The sequence below is a fragment of the Methanobacterium bryantii genome (assembly GCF_002287175.1).
Classification (GTDB): domain Archaea; phylum Methanobacteriota; class Methanobacteria; order Methanobacteriales; family Methanobacteriaceae; genus Methanobacterium_D; species Methanobacterium_D bryantii.
Window position 1 is genome coordinate 384262 of the sequence record NZ_LMVM01000012.1, and the last position, 22623, is coordinate 406884.

Annotated in this window: 20 protein-coding genes; 12 read left to right on the forward strand and 8 right to left on the reverse strand. The window is 33.5% G+C overall.

Translation table 11 applies throughout. From position 1 onward, the window contains the following. Window positions 1–407 precede the first annotated feature (407 nt). From ASJ80_RS07370 to ASJ80_RS07395, 6 genes are all read left to right on the forward strand, one after another. Window positions 408–1541 (forward strand): Ig-like domain-containing protein, encoded by a 1134-nt coding sequence (locus tag ASJ80_RS07370; protein WP_255360703.1) that lies wholly within the window; start codon window positions 408–410, stop codon window positions 1539–1541. A 39-nt stretch (window positions 1542–1580) separates the two neighbouring features. Further along, the gene (locus ASJ80_RS07375) at window positions 1581–1955 is read left to right on the forward strand and encodes a dihydrofolate reductase family protein (RefSeq protein WP_176720271.1); all 375 of its coding nucleotides are present in this window, start codon (window positions 1581–1583) and stop codon (window positions 1953–1955) included. 92 nt (window positions 1956–2047) lie between these two features. Next, window positions 2048–2881, forward strand: a complete 834-nt coding sequence (locus ASJ80_RS07380) for an isocitrate lyase/PEP mutase family protein (RefSeq protein ID WP_069584223.1) — start codon at window positions 2048–2050, stop codon at window positions 2879–2881. A 288-nt stretch (window positions 2882–3169) separates the two neighbouring features. Continuing rightward, window positions 3170–3448 (forward strand): GNAT family N-acetyltransferase, encoded by a 279-nt coding sequence (locus ASJ80_RS17305; RefSeq protein WP_218105067.1) that lies wholly within the window; start codon window positions 3170–3172, stop codon window positions 3446–3448. 309 nt (window positions 3449–3757) lie between these two features. Continuing rightward, window positions 3758–4564, forward strand: a complete 807-nt coding sequence (locus ASJ80_RS07390; RefSeq protein ID WP_069584222.1) for a methyltransferase domain-containing protein — start codon at window positions 3758–3760, stop codon at window positions 4562–4564. A 104-nt stretch (window positions 4565–4668) separates the two neighbouring features. Then, window positions 4669–5265, forward strand: coding sequence for a transglutaminase-like domain-containing protein (locus tag ASJ80_RS07395; RefSeq protein WP_083240993.1), 597 nt, complete (start codon window positions 4669–4671; stop codon window positions 5263–5265). A 69-nt stretch (window positions 5266–5334) separates the two neighbouring features. Here the strand turns inward: ASJ80_RS07395 and ASJ80_RS07400 are convergent, their stop codons facing one another. The 6 genes from ASJ80_RS07400 to ASJ80_RS07425 form a co-directional block, all read right to left on the reverse strand. Next, complete coding sequence (locus ASJ80_RS07400; RefSeq protein WP_218105066.1) at window positions 5335–5568, reverse strand: DUF2795 domain-containing protein; 234 nt, start codon at window positions 5566–5568, stop codon at window positions 5335–5337. A gap of 96 nt (window positions 5569–5664) precedes the next feature. Continuing rightward, window positions 5665–5976 (reverse strand): hypothetical protein, encoded by a 312-nt coding sequence (locus ASJ80_RS07405; protein WP_069584221.1) that lies wholly within the window; start codon window positions 5974–5976, stop codon window positions 5665–5667. Window positions 5977–6155: 179 nt separating this feature from the next. After that, window positions 6156–6764, reverse strand: coding sequence for a DUF429 domain-containing protein (locus tag ASJ80_RS07410; RefSeq protein ID WP_245837524.1), 609 nt, complete (start codon window positions 6762–6764; stop codon window positions 6156–6158). A gap of 79 nt (window positions 6765–6843) precedes the next feature. Beyond that, window positions 6844–7365: a nitroreductase family protein gene (locus ASJ80_RS07415; RefSeq protein ID WP_069584220.1), complete on the reverse strand. Its 522-nt coding sequence runs from the start codon at window positions 7363–7365 to the stop codon at window positions 6844–6846. A gap of 142 nt (window positions 7366–7507) precedes the next feature. Beyond that, window positions 7508–8281: a GNAT family N-acetyltransferase gene (locus tag ASJ80_RS07420; RefSeq protein ID WP_069584219.1), complete on the reverse strand. Its 774-nt coding sequence runs from the start codon at window positions 8279–8281 to the stop codon at window positions 7508–7510. Window positions 8282–8304: 23 nt separating this feature from the next. Next, window positions 8305–9030, reverse strand: a complete 726-nt coding sequence (locus tag ASJ80_RS07425) for a class I SAM-dependent methyltransferase (protein WP_069584218.1) — start codon at window positions 9028–9030, stop codon at window positions 8305–8307. 318 nt (window positions 9031–9348) lie between these two features. On the opposite strand from ASJ80_RS07425, the gene ASJ80_RS07430 reads away from it, so the two are divergent. Beyond that, window positions 9349–10440: a formate--phosphoribosylaminoimidazolecarboxamide ligase gene (locus ASJ80_RS07430; RefSeq protein WP_069584217.1), complete on the forward strand. Its 1092-nt coding sequence runs from the start codon at window positions 9349–9351 to the stop codon at window positions 10438–10440. Between the two features lie 32 nt (window positions 10441–10472). Here ASJ80_RS07430 and ASJ80_RS07435 read toward each other — a convergent pair whose 3' ends face one another. Beyond that, the gene (locus ASJ80_RS07435; RefSeq protein WP_069584216.1) at window positions 10473–11516 is read right to left on the reverse strand and encodes a zinc ribbon domain-containing protein; all 1044 of its coding nucleotides are present in this window, start codon (window positions 11514–11516) and stop codon (window positions 10473–10475) included. Window positions 11517–11714: 198 nt separating this feature from the next. On the opposite strand from ASJ80_RS07435, the gene ASJ80_RS07440 reads away from it, so the two are divergent. The 4 genes from ASJ80_RS07440 (at window position 11715) to ASJ80_RS07455 (ending at window position 19871) form a co-directional block, all read left to right on the forward strand. Next, window positions 11715–12263: a TetR/AcrR family transcriptional regulator gene (locus ASJ80_RS07440; protein ID WP_069584215.1), complete on the forward strand. Its 549-nt coding sequence runs from the start codon at window positions 11715–11717 to the stop codon at window positions 12261–12263. A gap of 392 nt (window positions 12264–12655) precedes the next feature. Beyond that, a complete protein-coding gene (locus ASJ80_RS07445; RefSeq protein ID WP_069584214.1) occupies window positions 12656–16675 on the forward strand; it encodes a beta strand repeat-containing protein in 4020 nt (1339 codons plus the stop codon). A 557-nt stretch (window positions 16676–17232) separates the two neighbouring features. Beyond that, complete coding sequence (gene psmB / locus ASJ80_RS07450; protein WP_069584213.1) at window positions 17233–17856, forward strand: archaeal proteasome endopeptidase complex subunit beta; 624 nt, start codon at window positions 17233–17235, stop codon at window positions 17854–17856. Between the two features lie 110 nt (window positions 17857–17966). Beyond that, window positions 17967–19871: a beta-CASP ribonuclease aCPSF1 gene (locus tag ASJ80_RS07455; RefSeq protein ID WP_069584212.1), complete on the forward strand. Its 1905-nt coding sequence runs from the start codon at window positions 17967–17969 to the stop codon at window positions 19869–19871. 10 nt (window positions 19872–19881) lie between these two features. Here ASJ80_RS07455 and ASJ80_RS07460 read toward each other — a convergent pair whose 3' ends face one another. Then, window positions 19882–20559 (reverse strand): SAM-dependent methyltransferase, encoded by a 678-nt coding sequence (locus ASJ80_RS07460; RefSeq protein ID WP_069584211.1) that lies wholly within the window; start codon window positions 20557–20559, stop codon window positions 19882–19884. A 991-nt stretch (window positions 20560–21550) separates the two neighbouring features. On the opposite strand from ASJ80_RS07460, the gene ASJ80_RS07470 reads away from it, so the two are divergent. Then, entirely contained in the window at window positions 21551–22468 is a 918-nt protein-coding gene (locus ASJ80_RS07470) for a hypothetical protein (RefSeq protein ID WP_069584209.1), read from the forward strand. Window positions 22469–22623: the final 155 nt, after the last annotated feature.

A 22623-nucleotide genomic window follows, 5' to 3' on the forward strand; every position in this document is an offset into this window, starting at 1 on the left:
TTTTTTATAAATTAAGGCAAATATTGTGGCAAATTTTATTTGAAGATTATACAATTAAAATTTAAATTAATTATTAGGGTTTATTTTTTTAAAATAGATTTAATTAGAGCTTTTTTCTTTAAAATACTAACAAATATCTGTAAATCTTATTCTGTTTTTTTGATAGGTGCTAATAGAGTTTTAAATGAAAAAATAAGATTTAATAGAGTTTATTTTAAAATTTTAAACCAAAAAATTTATATAAGCATTAAAAGTGAACATTATAAAATCCAAAAACTTAAAATAATTTCTAAAATTTAATAAAGTATCTATTTAAATTATTAAATAGAGTAGGTGTAGTTTTTGGATTCGGAGGCGGTATAATTAAGAGAAAATTACTTTTAGCGGTAGCTATCGTTTTTAGCGTAATATCGCTTAGTTTAAGTTGTGTATCTGCTGATAATACAACAGTAAATACAACAAGTTCCAATTTAACTAATGATTTAAATTCTCCCACTGTAAAAAGCGTAGACCCCACAAATAAATCAATAGGTGTAGCAGTTAATAAAGTGATTAAAGTCACATTCAGTGAATCCATAAATGCAGGAACTTACTGTATCAAACTTAGAGATACCAGTGGAAAAACAGTCTCAGTAACTAAATCAATCAATGGCAACGTTTTAATGATAAAACCAACTGCTAACTTAACTAATGGAACTAAGTACACTTTACTGATTTATAATGGCAGTGTAACGGACTTATCAGGTAACAATGTATCTGCATACACAAGTACATTCACGACTGATGGTACTGCACCCACTGTTAAAAGTGTGGATCCTGCAAACAAGGCAACAAGTATATCAGTCAGCAAAACAATTAAAGTTAAATTTGGTGAATCCATTAAGATGGGTAGTGGATGGATTGAATTAAAGAATAGTAATGGAAAGTCTGTATCATTTACTAAATCTATCTACAAGAATGTATTAACAATAAACCCCAAAAGTAACTTGGCTACTGGAACTGAATATACCTTAATCATACATTCTGGAAGTTTAACAGATTTATCTGGTAATAAATATGTATACAAGGGATCTACTAGTTTTACAACTTATTCCACATATCTTAAATCTACAGCAAACTGTCAGGTGACCAACTCAAAAATTAAAGCTATGGCTACAAAACTAACAAAAAGCAAAACTACAGTATATGCTAAAGCAGTGGCAATTTACAACTGGGTAAGGAATAACATTGATTATTCTTATTATTCAAGTACAAGATATGGGGCTGTAGGTACCCTTTCTAAGGGTTCAGGTAACTGTGTGGATACGGCACACCTTTTAATAGCTCTTTTAAGGGCATCAGGAGTTCAAGCGAGGTATAAACACGTTAAAGCTAAATTTTCAAGCGGGAATTGGTATGGGCATGTTTATGCTCAGGTATACGTGAACGGTAAATGGTATAATGCAGACGCAACCAGTTCAAGAAACTCATTTGGAGTTATTAAAAATTGGAATACTGCAACAGCAACATACAAAGGTACATATGTTTCATTGCCTTTCTAAATTAGGCAAAATATATGCCTTAAATTTCTTTTTTTAAATTTGCGTAGCTCATGCTCTAAATCAACACCTGAAGAATATTTGGATTTCTTAAAAGAAAGAAATATTGATTATATAGTTGCGGGTGTAAAACATGTGGATTTGAAGGAAGCAATGGAAAAATTAAATTTGGAATATAAGATAAATTCCATTCGAGTTGACAGTGGAGGTATTTTAAATGCTGTTCTCCTTAATGAAGGATTGGCAAATGAGATTCACGTGCTTATTCATCTGGAACTTGTTGGAGACGTAAATAAAGATTCAATATTTATTTCAAAGGATTTAAATCCTTTAAATAATCCTATCAAGCTTAAACTAGCGCATATTGATAAATTGAATGATGATATGGTCTGGATTAAATATGATATTATTGGATAAGAATTACGCGGAGGTTATTTCAGCTCTTAAAATTTTAAAATTCCAATAATATATTAACCTAAATAACATAGTGGATGTTTAGAAGGGATTTCATGAAAAGCAAAAAACTCAAAGGACTTTTAAATTCAGGTGAAACGCTGGTGGTACCTGATGCATATGATCCAATAAGCGCTAAACTAATTGAAAATGCAGGATTTAAAGCTGTTCAATGCTCAGGATACAGTTTTTCAATTTCTGCAGGTTATAAGCGGGAAATCGATGTTAATCTTGATGAAAACATAGAATTAACACGTAGAATTGTGGAATCCGTGAATGTTCCAGTTATGGCTGATGCTGAAGATGGGTTCGGCGGGCCTGAAGAGGTAATTGACACAGTTGCAATGTTTATAGAAACGGGTGCTGCCGGCATTAACATTGAAGATCAAATTCCTGATGGAAAAAGTAAACTGTCTATAATAGACGCTGATTTAATGGCCCAAAAAATTATGGTGGCCAGAGAAACGGCAGAAATAGAGGGATATCACGATTTTGTAATAAATGGGAGGACAGACGCTTTAAAATCAACTGATGATCGGTATGATGGGTTGGAACTTGCAATAGATCGTGCTAACCAATATCTTGAAGCCGGTGCTGATCTTGCATTTGTGACATATGCTGCAACACTGGATGAGGTTAAACAGATTACAAAAGAAGTTAAAGGTCCAGTTAGTATTGCAGCGGGCCAGCTATATAACATTAATAATTTCACAATCCGTGATTTACAGAAATTAGGAGTGGCAAGGGTTAGTTTGCCTACATTACTGATATTTTCCAGTCTTCATGCGATTAATAATTCGCTTCAGTATCTTAAAGAGGATAATCTATCGGAAATACTTGAAAAAAATCTGTTATGTTCGGTTGAAGATTTAAATAACATTTTAAAATAATTACTGAACTTGAAATACTATTTGGATTACTAATTTAATTATATAAAATATTTTCACTGGTTGAAGGGGAGAAGCAGATACTTATGAAGAAACTAGAAACTGAAAGACTCTTAATAAGGAATTTCCAGTATGATGATTGGCTTGATCTGCAGAATATGTTTCTCAAGAAGAAGTACTAAAATTTGAACCAAATTGGGATTCATCAGATAAAGCTTGCCAGATTAAAGCACGAAAATTCGCGCAGGGGGAATGTCTTTTGGGCAGTTGAGTTAAAAAAATCCCAAAAAAATGATAGGGCATGTATATTTTAACAAGGTGAAACCTGTTGAATTTCGGAACTGGGAGTTGGGATATGTGTTTAACCCTTTATATTATGGAAATGGTTATGCTACAGAAGCATGTAAATGTATTCTACAATTTGGTTTTGATCAGTTAGATATACACAGGGTATCGGCTAAATGTAGTCCAGAAAACATACGTTCATGGAAACTATTAGAACGTTTGTCTATGAGGCGCGAGGGATACAGCTTAAAGAGTGTTATTTTTAAATATACTTCAGATGGGTAGCCTATCTGGTGGGATGAATATCAATACGCTATTTTAGCAGAAGAAGGGTATGAATTTGAATATAAGTATATTGAATAGATTTAAGTCATATTTTTTTAAATAAACTTTTAATCATGGGTATTTTTACCTTTTTATTAAATGTACATATATGTGCTGTAAAGTTTTAAATAGAACTATCCTGTATAAAACTTATTCAAAGCGTTTACTTGGATATATTATGATCTTAGCATCTTGTTGCCTCGTTAAAATTGTTAAATGAAATGTAAAGATCAAAATGGAAATATAAATTAGTTTGATGGGATGATTATTATGAGTAAAGATTATGTTCACGGATATTCTGAAGAGGAATCTAACAGGCTACTTGATCAGGCAAATACGCTCGCTGATCTTCTGCATAGTGGTACTACATACCCTGCAGGAAGCAAGGTTTTAGAAGCAGGCTGTGGGGTGGGGGCTCAAACAATAAGGCTTGTAAAAAGCAGCCCTGAAGCTAAAATCACTTCAATTGATATATCTGAAGACTCAATAATGCAGGCAAAAGAGTTAATAAAACAAAATGGCTTCTCTAATGTTGAATTTCAAAGGGCAGACCTTCTAAATTTACCATTTGAGGATGAAACTTTTGATCATATATTTGTCTGTTTCGTGCTTGAGCATCTAAAGGATCCAATAGCTGCACTGGAAAGTTTAAGACGAGTTCTTAAGAAAGGGGGTTCAATCACCGTAATTGAAGGAGATCATGGGTCATGCTATTTCTATCCTGAAACAGAAGAATCGGTTAAAGCTTGGAAGTGCTTGATAGAGTGTCAAACTGGACTGGACTGTAACCCTATGATTGGAAGGGAAATTTATCCCCTGTTAAAAAATTCAGGGTTTGAAAATGTTCAGGTTTCACCTAAAATAGTATATGTAGATGCAAGTAAACCTGATTTGGTGGAAGGGTTCAATAAAAGGACTATTATTGCGATGGTGGAAGGAGTTAAAGAACAGGCAATTTCTTCAGGTATGATGGATGCTGAATCATGGAAAAAGGGGATAGAAGACTTATATAAAACAACAGAGCATGATGGTGTGTTCTTTTATAATTTTTTTAAGGGAACTGCGGTAAGAGATTGAAATCTGACAACTTTTTTTTATTTTCTTTTAGCTAGATGAAACTAATTTGTATTTTAATAAGCAGATAAAAATACAAAAAACATAAAAAGGTTGGAGTGGAAAATTTGCAGCTTAATCAGATAGATGATATAACAGATTATTTGATAGATTCGGAAATCATGGATTACAATAATTCTCGAATCAAGGAAAAGGCATTAGAATTATCTTTAGATTCTAAAAATCAGTTTGAAACTATCAAAGATATTTATGAATTTGTAAGGGATGAAATACATCATTCACTGGACATCAATGGCCAGAAAGCGGCTTTCAAGGCATCTGAAGTTTTAAATAATGCTCAGGGGATCTGTTTTGCAAAATCCAACTTGCTTGCTGCAATGCTGAGATTTTTGGGAGTTCCAACAGGCTTTTGCTATCAAAGACTTACTCATGAGGGAGGATACATACTCCATGGGCTTAATGCAGTATTTTTAGATAATAAATGGTACAGACTGGATGCTAGAGGAAACAGGGAAGATGTGAACGCCCAGTTTTCAGTTGATAGTGAAAAACTTGCATTTCCAGTTTCAAAAGAAGGTGAGATAGATTATCCTGGAATATACAGCAAACCTGTTGAATCTGTTATAGCTGCTTTTAATGGTGCTGAAACAGTCGATGAACTTATGGAAAAGATTCCAGATAGGCTAATTGAGAACAGTACCTAAATTTATACATAAAATTCATTAAAAAGAATAAGAGAATTATTTTAATGTACTAAAAGAATTTATAGTCTATTATCTGCCGTGTTCATGCCTAATTTCTGACCATTCTTTATGTTTAAGCTGTGATCCTATCCTGATAAGTTCATCTTGAGATTTATACTCTTCATCAGGAAGAGTTTCTAAAGCATTGATTACATCTGCGCCAGCACCGTTAATTTTGGCATGTTTAATTAATTCTGGCTTTTTAGCTGGATATTGTACGCCACCTAAATAATTATAAACGGCTTCAGGGCTCATTCCGGCCATTATATCACTCCTTTAATCATTTTAATTGGATTGTTGGTTGGATGAATATGCTACTTAAACAGCTCAGCCATATGCCGTAGTATTGCTTAATTCATTTTATATTCTCAGGAATTGGGATTGTCTAATTTTATAACTTATTGGAACTGCAGTCTTTTTACTAAAGTGCAATAATTGAAATTCAGGGGCATATAACAGCTTTTTTGTAGGTATTAAAAGCTGGGTCTTTTTGTCTTTTAATATCAACTCATATCTGATTAATATTTCCTCAAGGTCACGAATTATGTCATTATTATATTCATGCAGGCGCTCCATTAATTTTGTTCTGAATATAAAAGTTGCAACACCTGAATATTTGTTATATCTCAATATTTCATACGTAGCCTTGAGCACAGATTCCCTTTTTGTCATAGGAGGTCTCATGTACTTATTATGATCATCATGTGATAAATAATATTACTTTTTATGAAAAAAAGCATAAATAAAATAATCTGAAATAATCACTAAATGGATTAATAGGTCTAAATTAGATTTATTTTAACTTCAATATTGTAAATAAATTGAATGGTGTATTTTAATATTATATTAAATTATAGATGCGTTTTAAAATTTAAAATATCATTTATATTGCGGTTTTTTGGGAGGATTATGGTGCCTTCATCCACGTCACCAAACTCCATAAATTCACCGTGCATGTAAAAGACGCCGGCTATAACAAGCAGTGCAGCGTCCAGTTCATGTTCACTGATATTTTCTGGTAATTCAAAATAGTTTGTTAGGTCCTCATATAAATTGGAAAAACCTAAAATTTTTTGAATAGTCCGTGGATGGGATTCTAAGACAATATATTCCTCTTTAAGTCTCTCTGCTATTTGAATGCCTCTTTCTGTAAGCATTCTCATTCCTCGGAATGTAAGGGGCAATGTTCTCCCATATTTGCGCATTTGCACTTCTGCTTCCCTAAAATGTCCTCCCTTTTTACTGCAGCTGCAGTCTTTACTCAGGCAGCATCTGCCCTTTGGAAGTGATAGCGGAGCATCAATTACAATTAAAGATGGTTTTTTCAGGAATATATAACTTAAAATATCTTTATTTTCAAAAAGAGTGCTAAAATGAAGATTATGAACATCTAAAAAGCAGATTCCTGTTGGATTTTCGGGTTTCCCTGATAGATCTATTCCAATGATTTTGATATCCATATTTATCCAATGTTTAATTGAGTGTTATTTGTAACTAAAAAGTAGATTTGAAAATATCATGATTCTATGATTAATAGAATTAATATGTTTCACGGTGAATGAAGTCTTCAATATCTTCCCTAGGTGGGGGAATAGGTTTTTCATCAGGATAACCCACAGTAATTATCGTTACTGGCCGCACACCATTTGGAATTCCTAATAAAGCTGAAACTGACTCTTCATTGAAGGACCCATTCCAGCAGGCCCCTAATCCAAGATCATGAATCATAAGGAGCATATTTTGAGCTGCACACGCTGCATCCTGTATGCAGTAAAGTTCCTGTCCTCTTTCACCATATGCAGCGCTTGATTTTCGTTTATGGGCGCATATTACCAGCACAACAGGAGCTTCCGCAATGAACTCCCGTATGTAACATGCAACTGCAAGTTGGGATTTTATTTCAGGGTCTTTTACTACTACAACTTCCCAACTTTGTAGATTTCCGGCAGACGGGGCCCATATGCCTGCTTCAATTATTTCATGTATAAGATCGTCATCAATTTCTCTGTCTTTATACTTCCTTATACTTCTTCTATTCCGTATAGTTTCATATAAGTCCATATTATCACAACACAGCTCTTTTAAGAGATTAAGAGCATTTATCTTAATTTATACTTTGTTTTTTATATTTAATATAATTATGAGATAAATTCTTAAATTTTTAATCTTTTGAAACTTGATTATTCAGCGGTTAAATGGAATTTTATCTCCTGTAAATTTTTGTAGTGTAATATTTCTTAAAACCAATCTTTTTATAAACAGGATATCCCATTTTGCTTGCCTGTAAAACAGAAATAGAGCATCCTTTCTTTTTTGCAGTGCTTAGGAGATAATAAACCATAGCTTTGGCTATACCTTGTCTTCTAGCCTCTGGAACTGTTCCAATATAAAATAAACCTGCAGCTCCATCACCTTTAAAGAGTACTCCTGTAGCTATGGGATTTCCATTTAGAAATCCGAGATAATAATGAGAATTATGGCTTTTAAGTCTAGCATTAATGAAATATTTTTTATAAGACTGAACTATCTCAGGGAATTCAAAGCTTTTTACCAGGATATCTGTCCATGTTTTGAGTTCACCTAGATTAAGAACTTCTTTTATCTCCATACCTTCTGGAAAGTTAAAACTTTCAGGGATATTTTCAAGATCAATTGCCATGGCGCTCCAATCATCTTTATGAGCAAAACTGTGATCTTTCAGGAGGTTTTGCAGGTTTGCAGGGCGTGATTGGGGTGTGATGTACCATGAAGCAGATATGTCTAACTTTTTAATCCTTGAGACTATCTGCTCAATACTTGTAGATACATTTGATTCATTGAAATTTATCATGAAAATACGGTTGAACCAGTTTCTTGTGAATATATATTTAATTTCAGAGGTATCACATACTTCATCACAGTTTAAACGCCCTAAATTAAGAAAAAACTTTGCAGTGTTGTATTCAATTAAATTAGATATTTCCTGATCAGTGTCCATTTCATCACTTAAAATTAATTCACTTATTCAATTAGCGCATCTATTACAACGTGGTAAACACCTGGAGAATATTTTTTTATGATTCTCTTATTTAATATTTCCACATCACGCCCACATGCAGCGTCAATTATTCTTTGGGGAGGCCTTTCAAATTTCAACTTATCTGGCACTGATTCGTGATAGTGGATAATGCCCCCCGGCTTCACAATGTCCACTGCCTTATCCAGGTATTCGTGTGTATTTCCAATGTAACCCATTAAAACCCTATCTGCAAAATTTTTAGGGGCAAATTCTCTGCAGTCGCCTAATATTGGCTCTATTACGTCTTCAACTTTATTAAGCATGATGTTTTCTTTTAAATAGCCGTATGACACTGGATTTATTTCTAATGAATAAATTTTAGATGGATTAGAATGCACAGACATTGGTATTGAAAAGTATCCAATTCCAGCGAACATATCCACAATGGTTTCACCATCTTTAACCAGTTTTGCCATTCTTCTTCGCTCTCCTGTATTTCCTTTAGACCACATTATTCTGGCAACATCTAACTTGAAAAAACAGTGGTTTTCTCGATGAATGGTTTCTGTATTATCACCGACGAGTATTTCAACTTCTGGTTCTCTTTTAGGACCATTTATGCGCCCTAATTTAACTATACGTTTCACTTCTGGTAAATCTAGTAGTTTCTCTAAATTATCCGGTTCATTTTTTAAAACAAGGATATCTCCGATGACTTTGCCTTTCATAAATATAATATTTTTATACACTATTTAAAATATTATGGTAATTTAAACAAGATCCATTCAAAAGAGATTATTTGAAATTATAAATTATACAACATTTTAAAGAAAAATGATAATATAATCTCTTATTTAATAAAAATCTTAAACAAAATAGGTATATTCTTTTGATCTTATTTAATAAGAGGCATATCTGGTTTTTTTAAAAAATGGTATTCGTATTTTGCAAATAATTCCTAATTTCGTATTATAATCAAGATCAAGACAAAAAGAATAACTATTAAATTAGACAAAAGTTATTCAACTAACGGGGGAGATCCGAAAATGAGTGTAGTAGATAAACAGAAAATCATGGATATCTTAGATAAATATGATAAAAACAATATAACCATTGCGACCTTAGGAAGCCATACATCTTTACATATACTAAAAGGAGCAAAAGAAGAAGGCTTTAAGACTGCAGTAGTATGTGAAAAAGGACGTGAAGTTCCATATCAGAGATTTGGAGTCGCTGACGAGTTTATACTTGTTGATAAATTCAGTGATATAGTTAATGATGATGTACAACAGAAATTACGTGATTTAAACAGTATTATTGTCCCTCATGGTTCTTTTATAGCTTATGCCGGACTTGATCGTGTTGAAAATGATTTTTATGTTCCGATGTTTGGAAACAGGTCTATTTTAAGGTGGGAAGCTGAAAGAGACCTTGAAAGAAAACTTTTATCCGAATCGAACATAAGAATACCTAAAAAATTCGAAAGCAGTGCAGAAATTGACAGAACTGTAATGGTAAAATTCCCTGGGGCAAGAGGTGGAAAGGGATATTTTATAGCATCATCACCTGAAGAATTCGATAAAAAGATCGCTGCCATGGTTGATAGAGAATGGATTACAGGGGAAGATATAGAAAAAGCACACATCGAAGAATATGTTTTAGGTTGTAATTACTGTATTCATTTCTTCTATTCTGCATTAAAGGACGAAGTTGAGGTTTTAGGTATGGACACCAGGTATGAATCCCAAATTGATGGCCTATGCAGAGTTCCAGCAAAAGACCAGCTTGATATTCCTGCAGATCCGTCATATGTCATAACAGGTAACCATCCGGTGGTTATAAGAGAATCATTACTTACACAGGTATTTGATATTGGGGATAACCTTGTTGAAACTGCTAAAAAATTAGTAAAACCTGGAATGAATGGGCCTTTCTGTCTGCAGACTTTATGTAACGATAATCTTGAAATTGTTGTATTTGAGATGAGTGCAAGGATAGATGGCGGAACAAATACATTTATGAACTCATCACCTTACAGTTACATCATGTTCGGCGAAATGATGAGTATGGGACGTAGAGTTGCACGTGAAATTAAAAACGCGGTAGAAGAAGATAAGTTAGAAGTAGTCATCACCTGATGATACCACTTCCTTTTTTTATTTAGCTTGATTTATTGTATATGCAAACTTTTTTCAATGGGTAAAAAGCAAATATACCTCTGGATCTCGTTGTTACTGTCATAATTGAAGTTCAGACTGTAAATAGTGTTATTTTTTATAAGAAGTAACTCTACTCCTGTAATATTGCTGGTGCTGTTGTAATTAATTTCAGCGGCTGGAACTCCATCTACAGTTGAATTTGTTTCTGAAATGATTGTGCAGTTAGCTTTTTGAATAGATGCTTTTTCTGCATTGGTATAATCCTGTAATGACATTGTCACAGGACCTTTACTTATAAGTAAAGCATCTGATTGGGTCCCTGTATTATTTACTCCGTTTAATGCTGCAATTACAGTAAGGTTATTTCCTGTACCGAAGGGATGTGTGTTTACGGGGTTGTCAAGTGTAACTAACTCTCCAAAATAACTGAATGAGATTCCATTCTGGTCATATGAGGTACTGTTAGTGCTAGCATCTGTAATGGCCATTAATGTACCAAAGATACCTGCAGATATTACAAAGAGAAACACAAGGATAAGTCTAATTTTTACTATGGGGTTTGTTTGAGAATTTTTTATCAATCTGGTTGTTATGATCTTACCTAAAATTCCAGCTAAAGATCCCATGATGAATAAAATGAATAGAACACTAATATTACCGAAACCAAAAAGTGAGAGTACCAGGATGGGTAAAATTCCTATCATCCCTCCATTAAATAGACTTTGTTGATAATTGCTGTTTGCAATCCAGCATGCCAGGATGTTACCTATTATAAGGGGCACTATAACTGCAAATATGAGTGCAGACCCAAATTCGGATAGGTTTAAGGGATGATACAGGCCCAGTAAAACTACCAGCATTCCAATAAAAAACATTAATCCTGAATAAACAAGAGTTCCTGCAAAAATAGCCTGTAAACTAAATTTATTTTCAGCTGCTCTTACATTTTGAATTTTTACATTTTTTTCGGGGGATTCTTTGAACATATATCCGCAAACTAAACATTTTATAGAACCATCATCATATTCAATACCGCAGTTAGGGCATTTAACCATTGTAACTCGCCTCTAAATATATTTTTAATAATCGTTATTAAAAGACCATTGTAATCTTTGTAATTTTGATTTTTACATAGTTTGTAAATACTTTTATAAGTATTAGATTTGTAATGTACTGGTTGTACTCTCAAGATGTAGTACCTATATTTTTGAGAAAAATTTAAAGGACTAAAGATTAATACATTGTTGATTGATATGACTGATGAAACTAAACAGAAAATTTTAGAGGCTGCGTTAAAATTGTTTAGTAAAAAGGGATATGCCGGCGCTACTACTAGAATTATAGCAGCTGAAGCTGGTTTTACTGAGATGACTTTATATACAAAATTTAAAACTAAACAGAATCTTTTTAACCAGGTCATGATTTACGGCATGGAAAAATTGAATAAAGATGCATCTTCGCTTATTTTTATTGATAATGAATTTGAAGACCCCAATGACTTTCTAGAAACTTGTGTTAAAAACCTGGATAAGTTTTTCTGGAATAATTTTGAATTCTTCAAGTTAGGTTTTAACCAGGATAGAAAAGTAACCGGGCCAATTTGGAAAGAAAGTACAGAAAATTTCAGTAAATACATTGAAAAGCACATTCCCAACCAGAAAATAGATTATATGGCATTTTCACTTTCTATATTCTCCTTTGTATACATGTCGAACCTTGGAAGGTACCAGGGTGGCCATAATCCCCTCCGTGATGAGCTTTTAGAAAGATTTATTTATAATCTTACGCTTTGCATTGAGTAACCATGGGAAAAAATCTTTAAATTTGTAAATGAACTTATTTTTTTAAATTCCGTTTTTTAAACGGTTTTTTTTGAAATTAGTAATATATAAGACATATTTTTTTTTAAATTCAACTTTTAAAAATGAATTTTTTTAAAATTAGTATTATATAACCACTATTTTTTCTTATCATATTTAATAATATTTATATATGAAATAACAACTAATAACCTATTGATTATAGCATCTTATAAGATGCTATAGTTAAAAAATTTACAAGTAGAGTTAAAAAGACGAATTTCTTGTAATAATTTTAAAAGGGGGTTGAAGAAAAAACCAAAGGTTTTTTCTGAACCCCAAAAAATTCAAAGAATTTTTAGGAGGTGAAAAAGATTAAAAAACAAGTAATTCTATTGACTTTAACATTAATACTTTTTTTGCATGCATGTAATGCAGTTTCGGCTGCAGATAATTCGAATAATACTACACAATCAAATAACAGTTCTACACAGCTGTCTGCCGCTAATCTGACAGCAGCCGCTATGAATAATGTTCCTTCAAAAGTCGTGATTTCAGGTAAAGTGCTTAAATGTTCCGATGGAACCCCATTTTCCGGCGTTACAGTAACAGCTTCTAAAGGTGGAACTAAACTCGCAAGTACAACCACTGGCGATGACGGGATTTATACTTTGAATTTCTTCAGCAGTGATGATGTATTTAATGTCACTGCAAGTTATCCTGGCCATGTTTCGTCCAGTAAAAATGTTGCTGTGGCTTTTGGTGCAGGTGGTACTAGCTATGGGGCAGCAAATTTCAAGATGGGATTAGCTTATGTTTATGTTTCTCCAAGCGGAAACGATGGACATTCTGGGGATTCGAGTCATCCTGTTCAAACCATAGGAAAGGCACTTTCATTGGTTAATAATGGTGGAACGATATATTTAGCGAGTGGAACCTACTCTGAAGATAATGACTTTGGTTTAACTATTGACCGTAGCGTTACTATAGTTGGTCAAGGCCAAACAAACACTATAATAAATGCAAAAGGTGCTGGTCGAATATTTATCATTAAATCTGGCGTAACTGTTACCATTGAAGGTTTAACACTTGCAAATGGAACTGCAAGTAACCCTGGTGCTTATAGTGGTGGTGCTATCCTCAATGATGGTACTCTTACTTTGAGTGGTTGTACCTTTACGAATAACAGGGCAGTTAGTTATGGTGGTGCTATCTTTAATCGTGGTACAGTTGCTGGTTTGAGTGGGTGTACTTTCACAAACAACACAGTACTTAATTCTGGCGGTGCTATCTATAATTCAGGTGCTATGGGGAGTATAAATAGTTGTACTTTCACAGGTAACACAGCAATTCAGAAGGCTTCTTCTAATGTTATTGGTTTAGGTACAGGTGGTGCTATTTACAATAGTGGTACTTTAACTGTTACATTAAGCATTTTTAAAAATAACAGTGTTAACACAGCAATTACAAAAGGTGATGGGGCTGCTATCTATAATTCAGGTACTTTAACTGCCACTATAAGTACTTTTGAAGATAATACTGCAGAAAGCGGTGCTATATGGAACGAAGGTACTAGTACTATTACATACTGCACTTTCACAAACAACAACGCAACTAACATCGGCGGCGCTATTGAGAATTATGGGACTATGACTATTAATTTCAGTACATTTACAGGTAACAAAGCAAATTCTGCAGGTGCAATTTCAAATTACGGCAGTTTGACCATTAGTAATAGTACATTTACCGGTAACACTGCAACGAAAGGTGGTGCTATTTCCCAGAGATATGATGGAAGTTCTGGTTCTAATAATGCATTGACTATAACTGGCAGTGTTTTCACAGGTAACACTGCAACAACTAAAGGCAGTGCTATCTATTGCGGTAGTAACGCAGGCACTTGCAACATTCACTTTAACCGTATTTATGGAAATACTGGAACCAATGACATATATTCTGACAGTACAATAGATGCAATTAATAACTGGTGGGGTACTAATTTCAGCGTAACCAGCCCCGTAAATGCAAATAGGGTCAACAGCAATGTTAATGCTGACCCATGGATTGTGCTTACCCTTACAAGCAGCGATAACTTAGTTGACATTGGAGAGACTACCACTGTAAAAGCTAATTTAAAATATAATTCAGCTGGTACAGATGTTTCTAGTTTAGGTACTGTTCCTGATGAAGATGTTGTGTTTACTTTTGACAGTTTAGGAAGTGTATCTCCAACTAGCGGTACAATTAGTAAGAACTTAAATGCTACAACAACTTTCACTGCGGGTTCAACAGCTGGAAATTCTGTGGTAAGCGCTGCTGTTAACGGGCATACAGTAACTACAACAATTATTAAAATAAAGGACTTGACCAATGTTTACGTTAATCCAAATACTGGAAATGATTCTACTGGAGACGGCAGTCCTACATCACCATTACAGAGCCTTGCAAAAGCGATTAGTGAAGTCAGGGCAGGTGGTACAGTACATGTTGCAAAAGGAACTTACAGCGGGGCAAACAACAGGGGCATAAGAATTGATAAGGATGTTACTATCATTGGTGAAAGCCAGAATAATACTATAATTGATGCTCAAGGGCAAAATAGTACATTCTTCGTTGGCTATGATTTTACCGTTACAATAAAAAACTTAATGTTTTCAAATGGGAATGCAACTAGTAGTGGTAACGGGGGCGCTATCGTTAGCAGCGGTACTTTGAATCTGAGCAACTGTACCTTCATAAATAACACAGCAGAAATTCATGGCGGTGCTATCTACACTGATCATCCTTTGAATATTAGTGGTTGTACTTTTACTGGTAACACTGCAGATTATAGTGGTGCTATTGGATGCATCGGTAATGATGGTACTTATACAGTTACTGTGCATTTCAGTTCTTTTGTAAATAATACAGCAACAAAAACAGGTAATACTATCTACTGTGACAATTATGGTTCGGTGAATGCTACCATTAACTGGTGGGGTTCAAATAACCCGGCTTTCAGCAGTCTTGTGGGTGGAAATGTGGATTATTCGCCGTGGATGGTGCTGAATATCACTTCAAACACTGTAACTGTCAAAAAAGGAGGCAGTGCAGCTATAACGGTGAACATGCTCTACGACAGCGATGGAAATTACCATAACCCTGCTTCAGGCCATGTGCCGGACGGTGCTGCTGTGAGTTTCACAGGGACTCGTGGAAGTCTCAATCCAACAGGCAGTACACTGATTGATGGACAGGCAGCATCGGTATTCACAGCTAATGCTGCAGGTGCAGCAGTTGTTAAAGCAACAGTTGATGATGAAACCGTTCAAACACCTATAACTATAGTTAAAGCAAATACTAGTCTTGTAGTTGGTAATGTGACTGGTGTCAATGGTAAAACTGTTAATTTAACTGCAACGCTAACTGATGAAAACGGTAATCCTGTAGATGGTGAGATAGTTAATTTCAATGTTAATGGGAAAGATTACACTGTAACTACTGATTTGAGTGGAGTTGCTACTTGGAGTTATGCTATCTCGGAAACTGCTGGAGTTTACATAATATCTGCTAGTTTTGTTGATGGTAAAATTTATGCAAATAGTTCAGGCACTGGAACTTTAACTGTAAGCACAATAAACACAACACTTATTGTAAACAACGCAACTGGTTACAATGGCAAAACTGCTAATTTAACAGCAACACTAAAAGATGAAAACGGCAATCCATTAAGTGGTAAGACAGTTACTTTCAATGTTGATGGAACTGACTACACTGCAACAACTGACGCTAGTGGACTTGCTGCTTTAAGTTATAAACTGACTAAAGCTGGAGTTTACAATGTAAGTGCTAGTTTCTCTGATGGTGCAGTTTATACAAACAGTACTGGCAGCGGTAATTTAGCTGTAAGTCCTGTTGCAAATCTTTATATCAAGATTACAGCAAGCAATGACAACCCTGAAGTCGGTGAAAAATTCCTGCTCACTTACAAATTGGGTAATTACGGGCCTGATGCTGCAGAAAACGTTACAATAACCTTTAAATTACCTGAAGGTCTGGACTTTGTAAAAGTTACTGCAGACACTGGAAACTGTACATATGATCCAGCAACAAGGACAGTAACATGGACAATAGATTCAGTACCTGTTGGAGACCCTTACCTGTACTTTACAGTTAAAGCTGCAGGTGATGGAACTTACGAAATAACCCCAGATATTGATTCATTAACTTATAATTCAGGAAGCAGTGATGGTATAACCATTAACGTGCAATCACCGCCAAGCAATGATAATCCAAACAGCTCAGGTAACGGCGGTTCCAGTACAGTAAACGCAGCAAGTATAATAAGCATGCAGAAAACAGGTGTACCGTTAAACTATTTAATACTGGCTATATTTGCGGTTTTAAGTGGGTTAATAGTTCCAAGAAAGAAATAAAACCTTTATTTTTTCTTATTTTTTTTTAAATTGGATATGTTACACAGGATTAGATGTAGTCTTTAAGTTACATTTAAAATTTTAAAACAAATTTTTCTAGTAAATATAGGGCATGGTTGTGGATAGTTTTTATAATTGAAACCTGAAATTTGTAGAAAAGTTTAAAAATTATTACTTACAATATAATCTAAATAAACTTATAATCTGTTTTGGAGTCTTTAGTTTTCTAAAAAGATTTAAATAGTTTTACAACTTTGTTATAATTATAGAAAAACCTAAATATTATTAAAAATTATTTAATAATAAATAAGATATGCTTTAAATTTTAATTTTAAGTTTCCCTTATATGCTTTAATTTCTAGTTATATACTGCAAACACTCATATTATTGGCAAAGAATAATGAAATTAATCTATTAAGAGAATAAATTATAAATAAGAGGTTTAAATTTAAAATTAACAGAAAGTAAAACAAGCAATCTTTATATAATATGAACTCCAATATTAGGAAACAGGAAACTATTTTTATTTAAATTTTGTATTTTTTTGAGGTGTATTCATGAATGATGAAAACAAATTAAAAGGCACTACAACTGTTGGTTTAAAATGTAAAGACGGGGTTGTTTTTGCTACCGAAAGAAGGGCCACAATGGGTAACTTAATAGCTCACAAGGCTACTGACAAAATTTTTAAAATTGATGATCATTTAGGGGCCACAATCGCCGGAGGCGTTGGTGATGCCCAGAGTTTAATGAAATATATAAGTGCGGAAGTAGCCTTATATAGACTTAGAAACGGCGCAAGAATAAGCGTTGAATCAGCTGCAACTTTAACAGCAAATATATTACATTCATCAAGGTTTTATCCATATTATGTTCAAACTTTACTCGGAGGAGTCGACGATAATGGACCATCATTATTCTCATTAGACCCTGCAGGTGGAGTAATAGGTGATGATGTGATTTCAACTGGATCAGGTTCACCGGTTGCTTATGGTGTCCTTGAAGACAGGTATAACAAAGATTTAGATGTTGAAGAAGGAGTTGAAGTTGCTGTTCGAGCAATACAATCCGCAATGGAAAGAGATGCATATTCAGGTAATGGAATTTTAGTTGCAACTGTAACTGAAGAAGGCTTTAAAATGTTACCTGAAGAAGAGGTAAAAAGTAAATTAAGGAAATAAATTAACTTTTTTTTGCCCCCAAATTAATATTTACATGAGTTTATTATTATTAAATTTATTAAATCTGTAAACTTAGTTTACGGTATTTTCTATTTTTTAGAAGTGGTTTTATGGGTTCAGAGATTCAAGAAATTAAAAATACGATAGTACAAAGATTACCATCAAGAGTACAAGTAGCAAAGGTAGAGTTTGAAGGTCCGGAGGTTGTAATTTATACCAAAAACCCCGAGATCATAACCGAAAATGGAGGACTTATAAGGGATCTTGCAAAGGATATAAGAAAGAGAATAATTATCCGTTCCGACCGTTCTGTACTTGCAGAACCAGAGAAAGCTATTGAAAAGATCCACGAAATAGTTCCAGAAGAAGCTAAAATAACCAATATTTCTTTTGATGATGTTACCTGCGAAGTTATAATAGAGGCAAGAAAACCAGGCCTTGTAATAGGTAAGTATGGTACTACATCCAGAGAAATAGTTAAAGGAACAGGATGGGCACCTAAAATACTTAGAACGCCTCCTATATCTTCTGATGTCATACAAAGGGTAAGGAGAACATTAAGGAAAAACAGTAAAGAGCGAAAACAAATTTTACAAACACTTGGAAATAGGATTCATCGTCCTGTTTCTCTTGAGAATGAATGGACACGTTTAACGTCACTTGGTGGATTTAGAGAAGTCGGAAGGTCTTCATTGTTTTTACAGACTCCAAATAGTAAAATTTTACTTGACTGCGGGGTTAACGTCGCAGGAATTGATGAAAAAAGTTCTTATCCTTATTTGAATGTTCCTGAATTTATTTTAGATAACCTTGATGCAGTGGTAATAACCCACGCACACCTTGATCACTCTGGATTTCTGCCATATCTTTTCCATTATGGATATGAAGGGCCAGTTTACTGTACAACCCCAACAAGGGACTTAATGACATTATTACAGTTAGATAATATAGATATAGCTCACCGTGAGGATAAACCTCTTCCTTTCAACGTTAAACACGTTAAAAAATGTGTTAAACATACTATAACTTTAGATTACGGTGAAGTAACTGATATAGCTCCAGATATACGTTTAACTCTTCACAATGCAGGGCATATCCTGGGATCTGCAATTGTACACATGCACATAGGAGACGGCCAGCATAACTTTGTTTATACTGGAGACTTTAAATATGAACGAAGCAGGCTTTTGGAACCTGCAGTGTCTAAATTCCCGAGATTAGAGTCGCTTGTAATGGAAAGTACATATGGTGGACATGGAGATGTTCAGCCAACCCGAAATGACGCAGAAAAAGAGCTTGTAAAAACAATTTACAGAACTTTAGAACGTGGAGGAAAGATTTTAATTCCTGTTTTCGCTGTTGGAAGGGCTCAGGAACTTATGATAGTACTTGAAGAGTACATCCGGCATGGAATTATTGATGAAGTCCCAGTCTACATCGATGGAATGATATGGGAAGCAACAGCGATTCACACAGCCAGACCTGAATACTTAAGTAAAGACCTCCGTGACCAGATATTCCACATGGGAAGAAACCCGTTCATCTCAGAGGTGTTCCATAAAGTAAATGGAATGGAAGAGAGAAAAGAAATAGTGGAAGGAGAACCAGCTATAATCCTTTCAACTTCAGGAATGCTTACTGGAGGAAATTCTGTAGAGTACTTCAAATGGTTATGTGAAGACGAGAAAAACACTTTAGTCTTTGTTGGTTACCAGTCTGAAGGGTCCCTTGGAAGAAGGATACAGAAAGGATGGAAGGAAATTCCACTTAAAGAAGACGGTAAGACCAATGTTTACAACGTAAAAATGGAAATAAAAACCATTGAAGGATTCAGTGGTCACTCAGACAGAAAGCAGCTCATGGATTACGTAAGGAAATTATCTCCAAAACCAGAGAAAATCCTTATATGTCACGGTGATAACTATAAAACCCTTGATCTTGCATCAAGTATTTACCGGTCTTATAAAATCGAGACAAAGACTCCAATGAACCTGGAAACTGTTAGGATTCAATAATCCTATATTTTTAATTTTTACAAATTCTCATTAACTGGTTTCCGCCCCTTTGAAACTCATAATCAACAGTTTCAATGGAAACCTGCATTTCTTTTTCTTTAAAAATTTTTATTATTTCTTCTACATGGCACGACTTGTCCGTATTTAAATCTAGCAGAGGGAATATCCTCACTTCATGAGCTACCCTTAGCATTTCGTCGACGGCGCTTATGTGAAAGTCCAGTGAAAGCATGTCTGAATATAAAAATAAAAAATGAGAGCTGAGGGCTAAATCAAACTCTTCATTTTTAAATGGTAAATATGGAAGTGCAGCGTTTATATAGTGTTTTTCGTTCCTTCCTGTCTCAAAATCATTTAAAAATAATTTCATTGAGGTCATTCTGGTCTCTGCAAGTTCTTCAACGTTTTTAATATTTTTCCAGATGTAGTCATCTTTATTAGATTTTGCCTGGGCCATTACATCATCAAAGGTTTCGCCTATTCTTTTTTCAATATCTTCTTTGCTGAACTGGTATAGGGGGTCTATAGTAATGACTTCTTTATTTTGCATTTTCATTTCATAATTAAAACTTGATGGGCCTCCACCGCAGTCCAATATATTTTTATTTAAATCCGCTTTATTAAGGCTGAACATGGCCGTGTATTCAGTTAATGTCCTTCCCAGTGGAACTACCTCTTTTAATTGCATTTTTATCACCTGTTATTTTGGTTGGGATATTAATTAACATTAATCTTAAATATAATTTAAATAGCTAACTTAGCTTTTATTGGATAAATGTTGATTTTTAATCAAGTTGTGAGTATTTAACTATTCAAAAAAAATCTGTCAAAATCTTAAAAAAATTTACGATTTTTTTACGCGTAGAAAAATGTTTACAAAATCTTTGATTTTCGCATGCTATGCATTTTCTCCAGCTTCGATTTTGAGCAGCAAAAACGTAGTTTTTGATTGCTCTGATTTTTGAGAGTTTTTGATCAACTGCAAATCTTTCGGTTTTAGGCACAGAAATTCATAGAATTTTCGAGTGGTTCTGTACATATCCTTTCCAGCGATACTAATTCCTTTAATTGCATTTTTATCACATGTTAATTGGTTAATAGTTATTTGAATTAGCATTAATCAGTGAATATAATTTGAAAAGCAAGATTAGATTTTATTGAACAAAGATTCATTTTCAATAAAGTTGGGTTAATTATCACATGTTAATTATAATGTATAATATTGATCGTTATTGTTATTTATATACCTTTGAAGTTATTGAATGTTCATTAGGTGATGAGCTAATAAATATTATTATGTGTAATTTATTAGGTTAAATATTAGTTATATGATACTTAATTCAATTTTAAATGGCTTAAATTTCTAAGTTGGTATAGGTTTTTCGAGAAAAAGTGGTTTTTAATGTAATTTGAATTTATTATATTTTAATTTTATATTAATTGCTCTAGATGCAGTTATGGGGTAATTAATCCATATATAACATTTTATTAATGCATGATTAAATTATATTCAATTTTATAAATTATTTTGATCTCTAGTTTGTTTTTGATCATTCAATTTAATAATTTCAATTTATGACTATCTTAAACGTAATATTTAATAAATTATTGAAATATAATAATATGTAATCACTTAACTTTTAGGAAGGTATCTTTGATAAATGTTTGGGAGAAGTGATATGGAGTTAAAATCACTTATAGAAAAAATTATGCTTCTAAATGATACTTTAGGATACTCCGATAACACTGAAAGGTTAATAAACAAAGAATATATACTAAAAGATAATTCTCAGACTCTTGAAGACTTAGAAAAACTTCTTATTGATTCAATTAAGTATTCTCAAAGTCCTGAATTAAAGCTGGGTTTAGAAATTATATTGCTACTTGTATCTCATAAAAACGAAAATATAAGGAATTCTGCCCTTGCAAAAACGTTTGTTTTAATGGACGATGGGTTAATTAGGGAACTCGTTGTCAAAGAGCTAAAAAGCGTATCTGGCAATGGAAACAAGAATTCTAGTGAATCTGCAGAATATTCACTTGATTTAATAGCTGATGAAATCCATAGATTTGAGGTAATGGATGCAGTTTTTGATCTGTTTTGTAAACTAAAAAACAGGGTTGTATCTAAATTTAATCAGTCTGAATTCATATCTGTTTTTTCAATACAATCTTTTGATAAGTTCAATTCAGCAGATATGTCTGGTATTAAAAATGATTTATTTAACAGATTAATATGTAACCTACGTGCTTTAGACCGTAAAATGGATAAAATGATCCCATATTTGGAAGAAATGGAAGCTTATGATGAAATAGAATATAGAAAACTCAATTATTTAGATACTCAAAATTCTAAATCCAGTGAAAAAGAATCATTACAAAAATTGGCAGATTTTTATGCATCGACTTTTACAGAAAGGGGCCATTTACGCAGATTAATATTCTTACTCGGCGATGAAGATCAGGAAGTCCAGGAAATAGGGTTTAATGCATTAATTGATATAGTGGAAGTTTTAATAACAGATTCAGCACGAAAAAATCTTGTAAAACCAGTAACTAGCACAGATTTAGAGAAAATATCTTCATTTAAAAACTAAATTGGGAAAGTAACAATATTTTCAGTATATAATATAAAAAGACCAATTATTTTTTTTATTTATTAAAATACGGAGGTATAAAGTTGGGGGTATAAATTCACAAAAAATTTTTAAAGCCTCAAATTTTAGATTTTGATTAATTTAAGATTATTAGG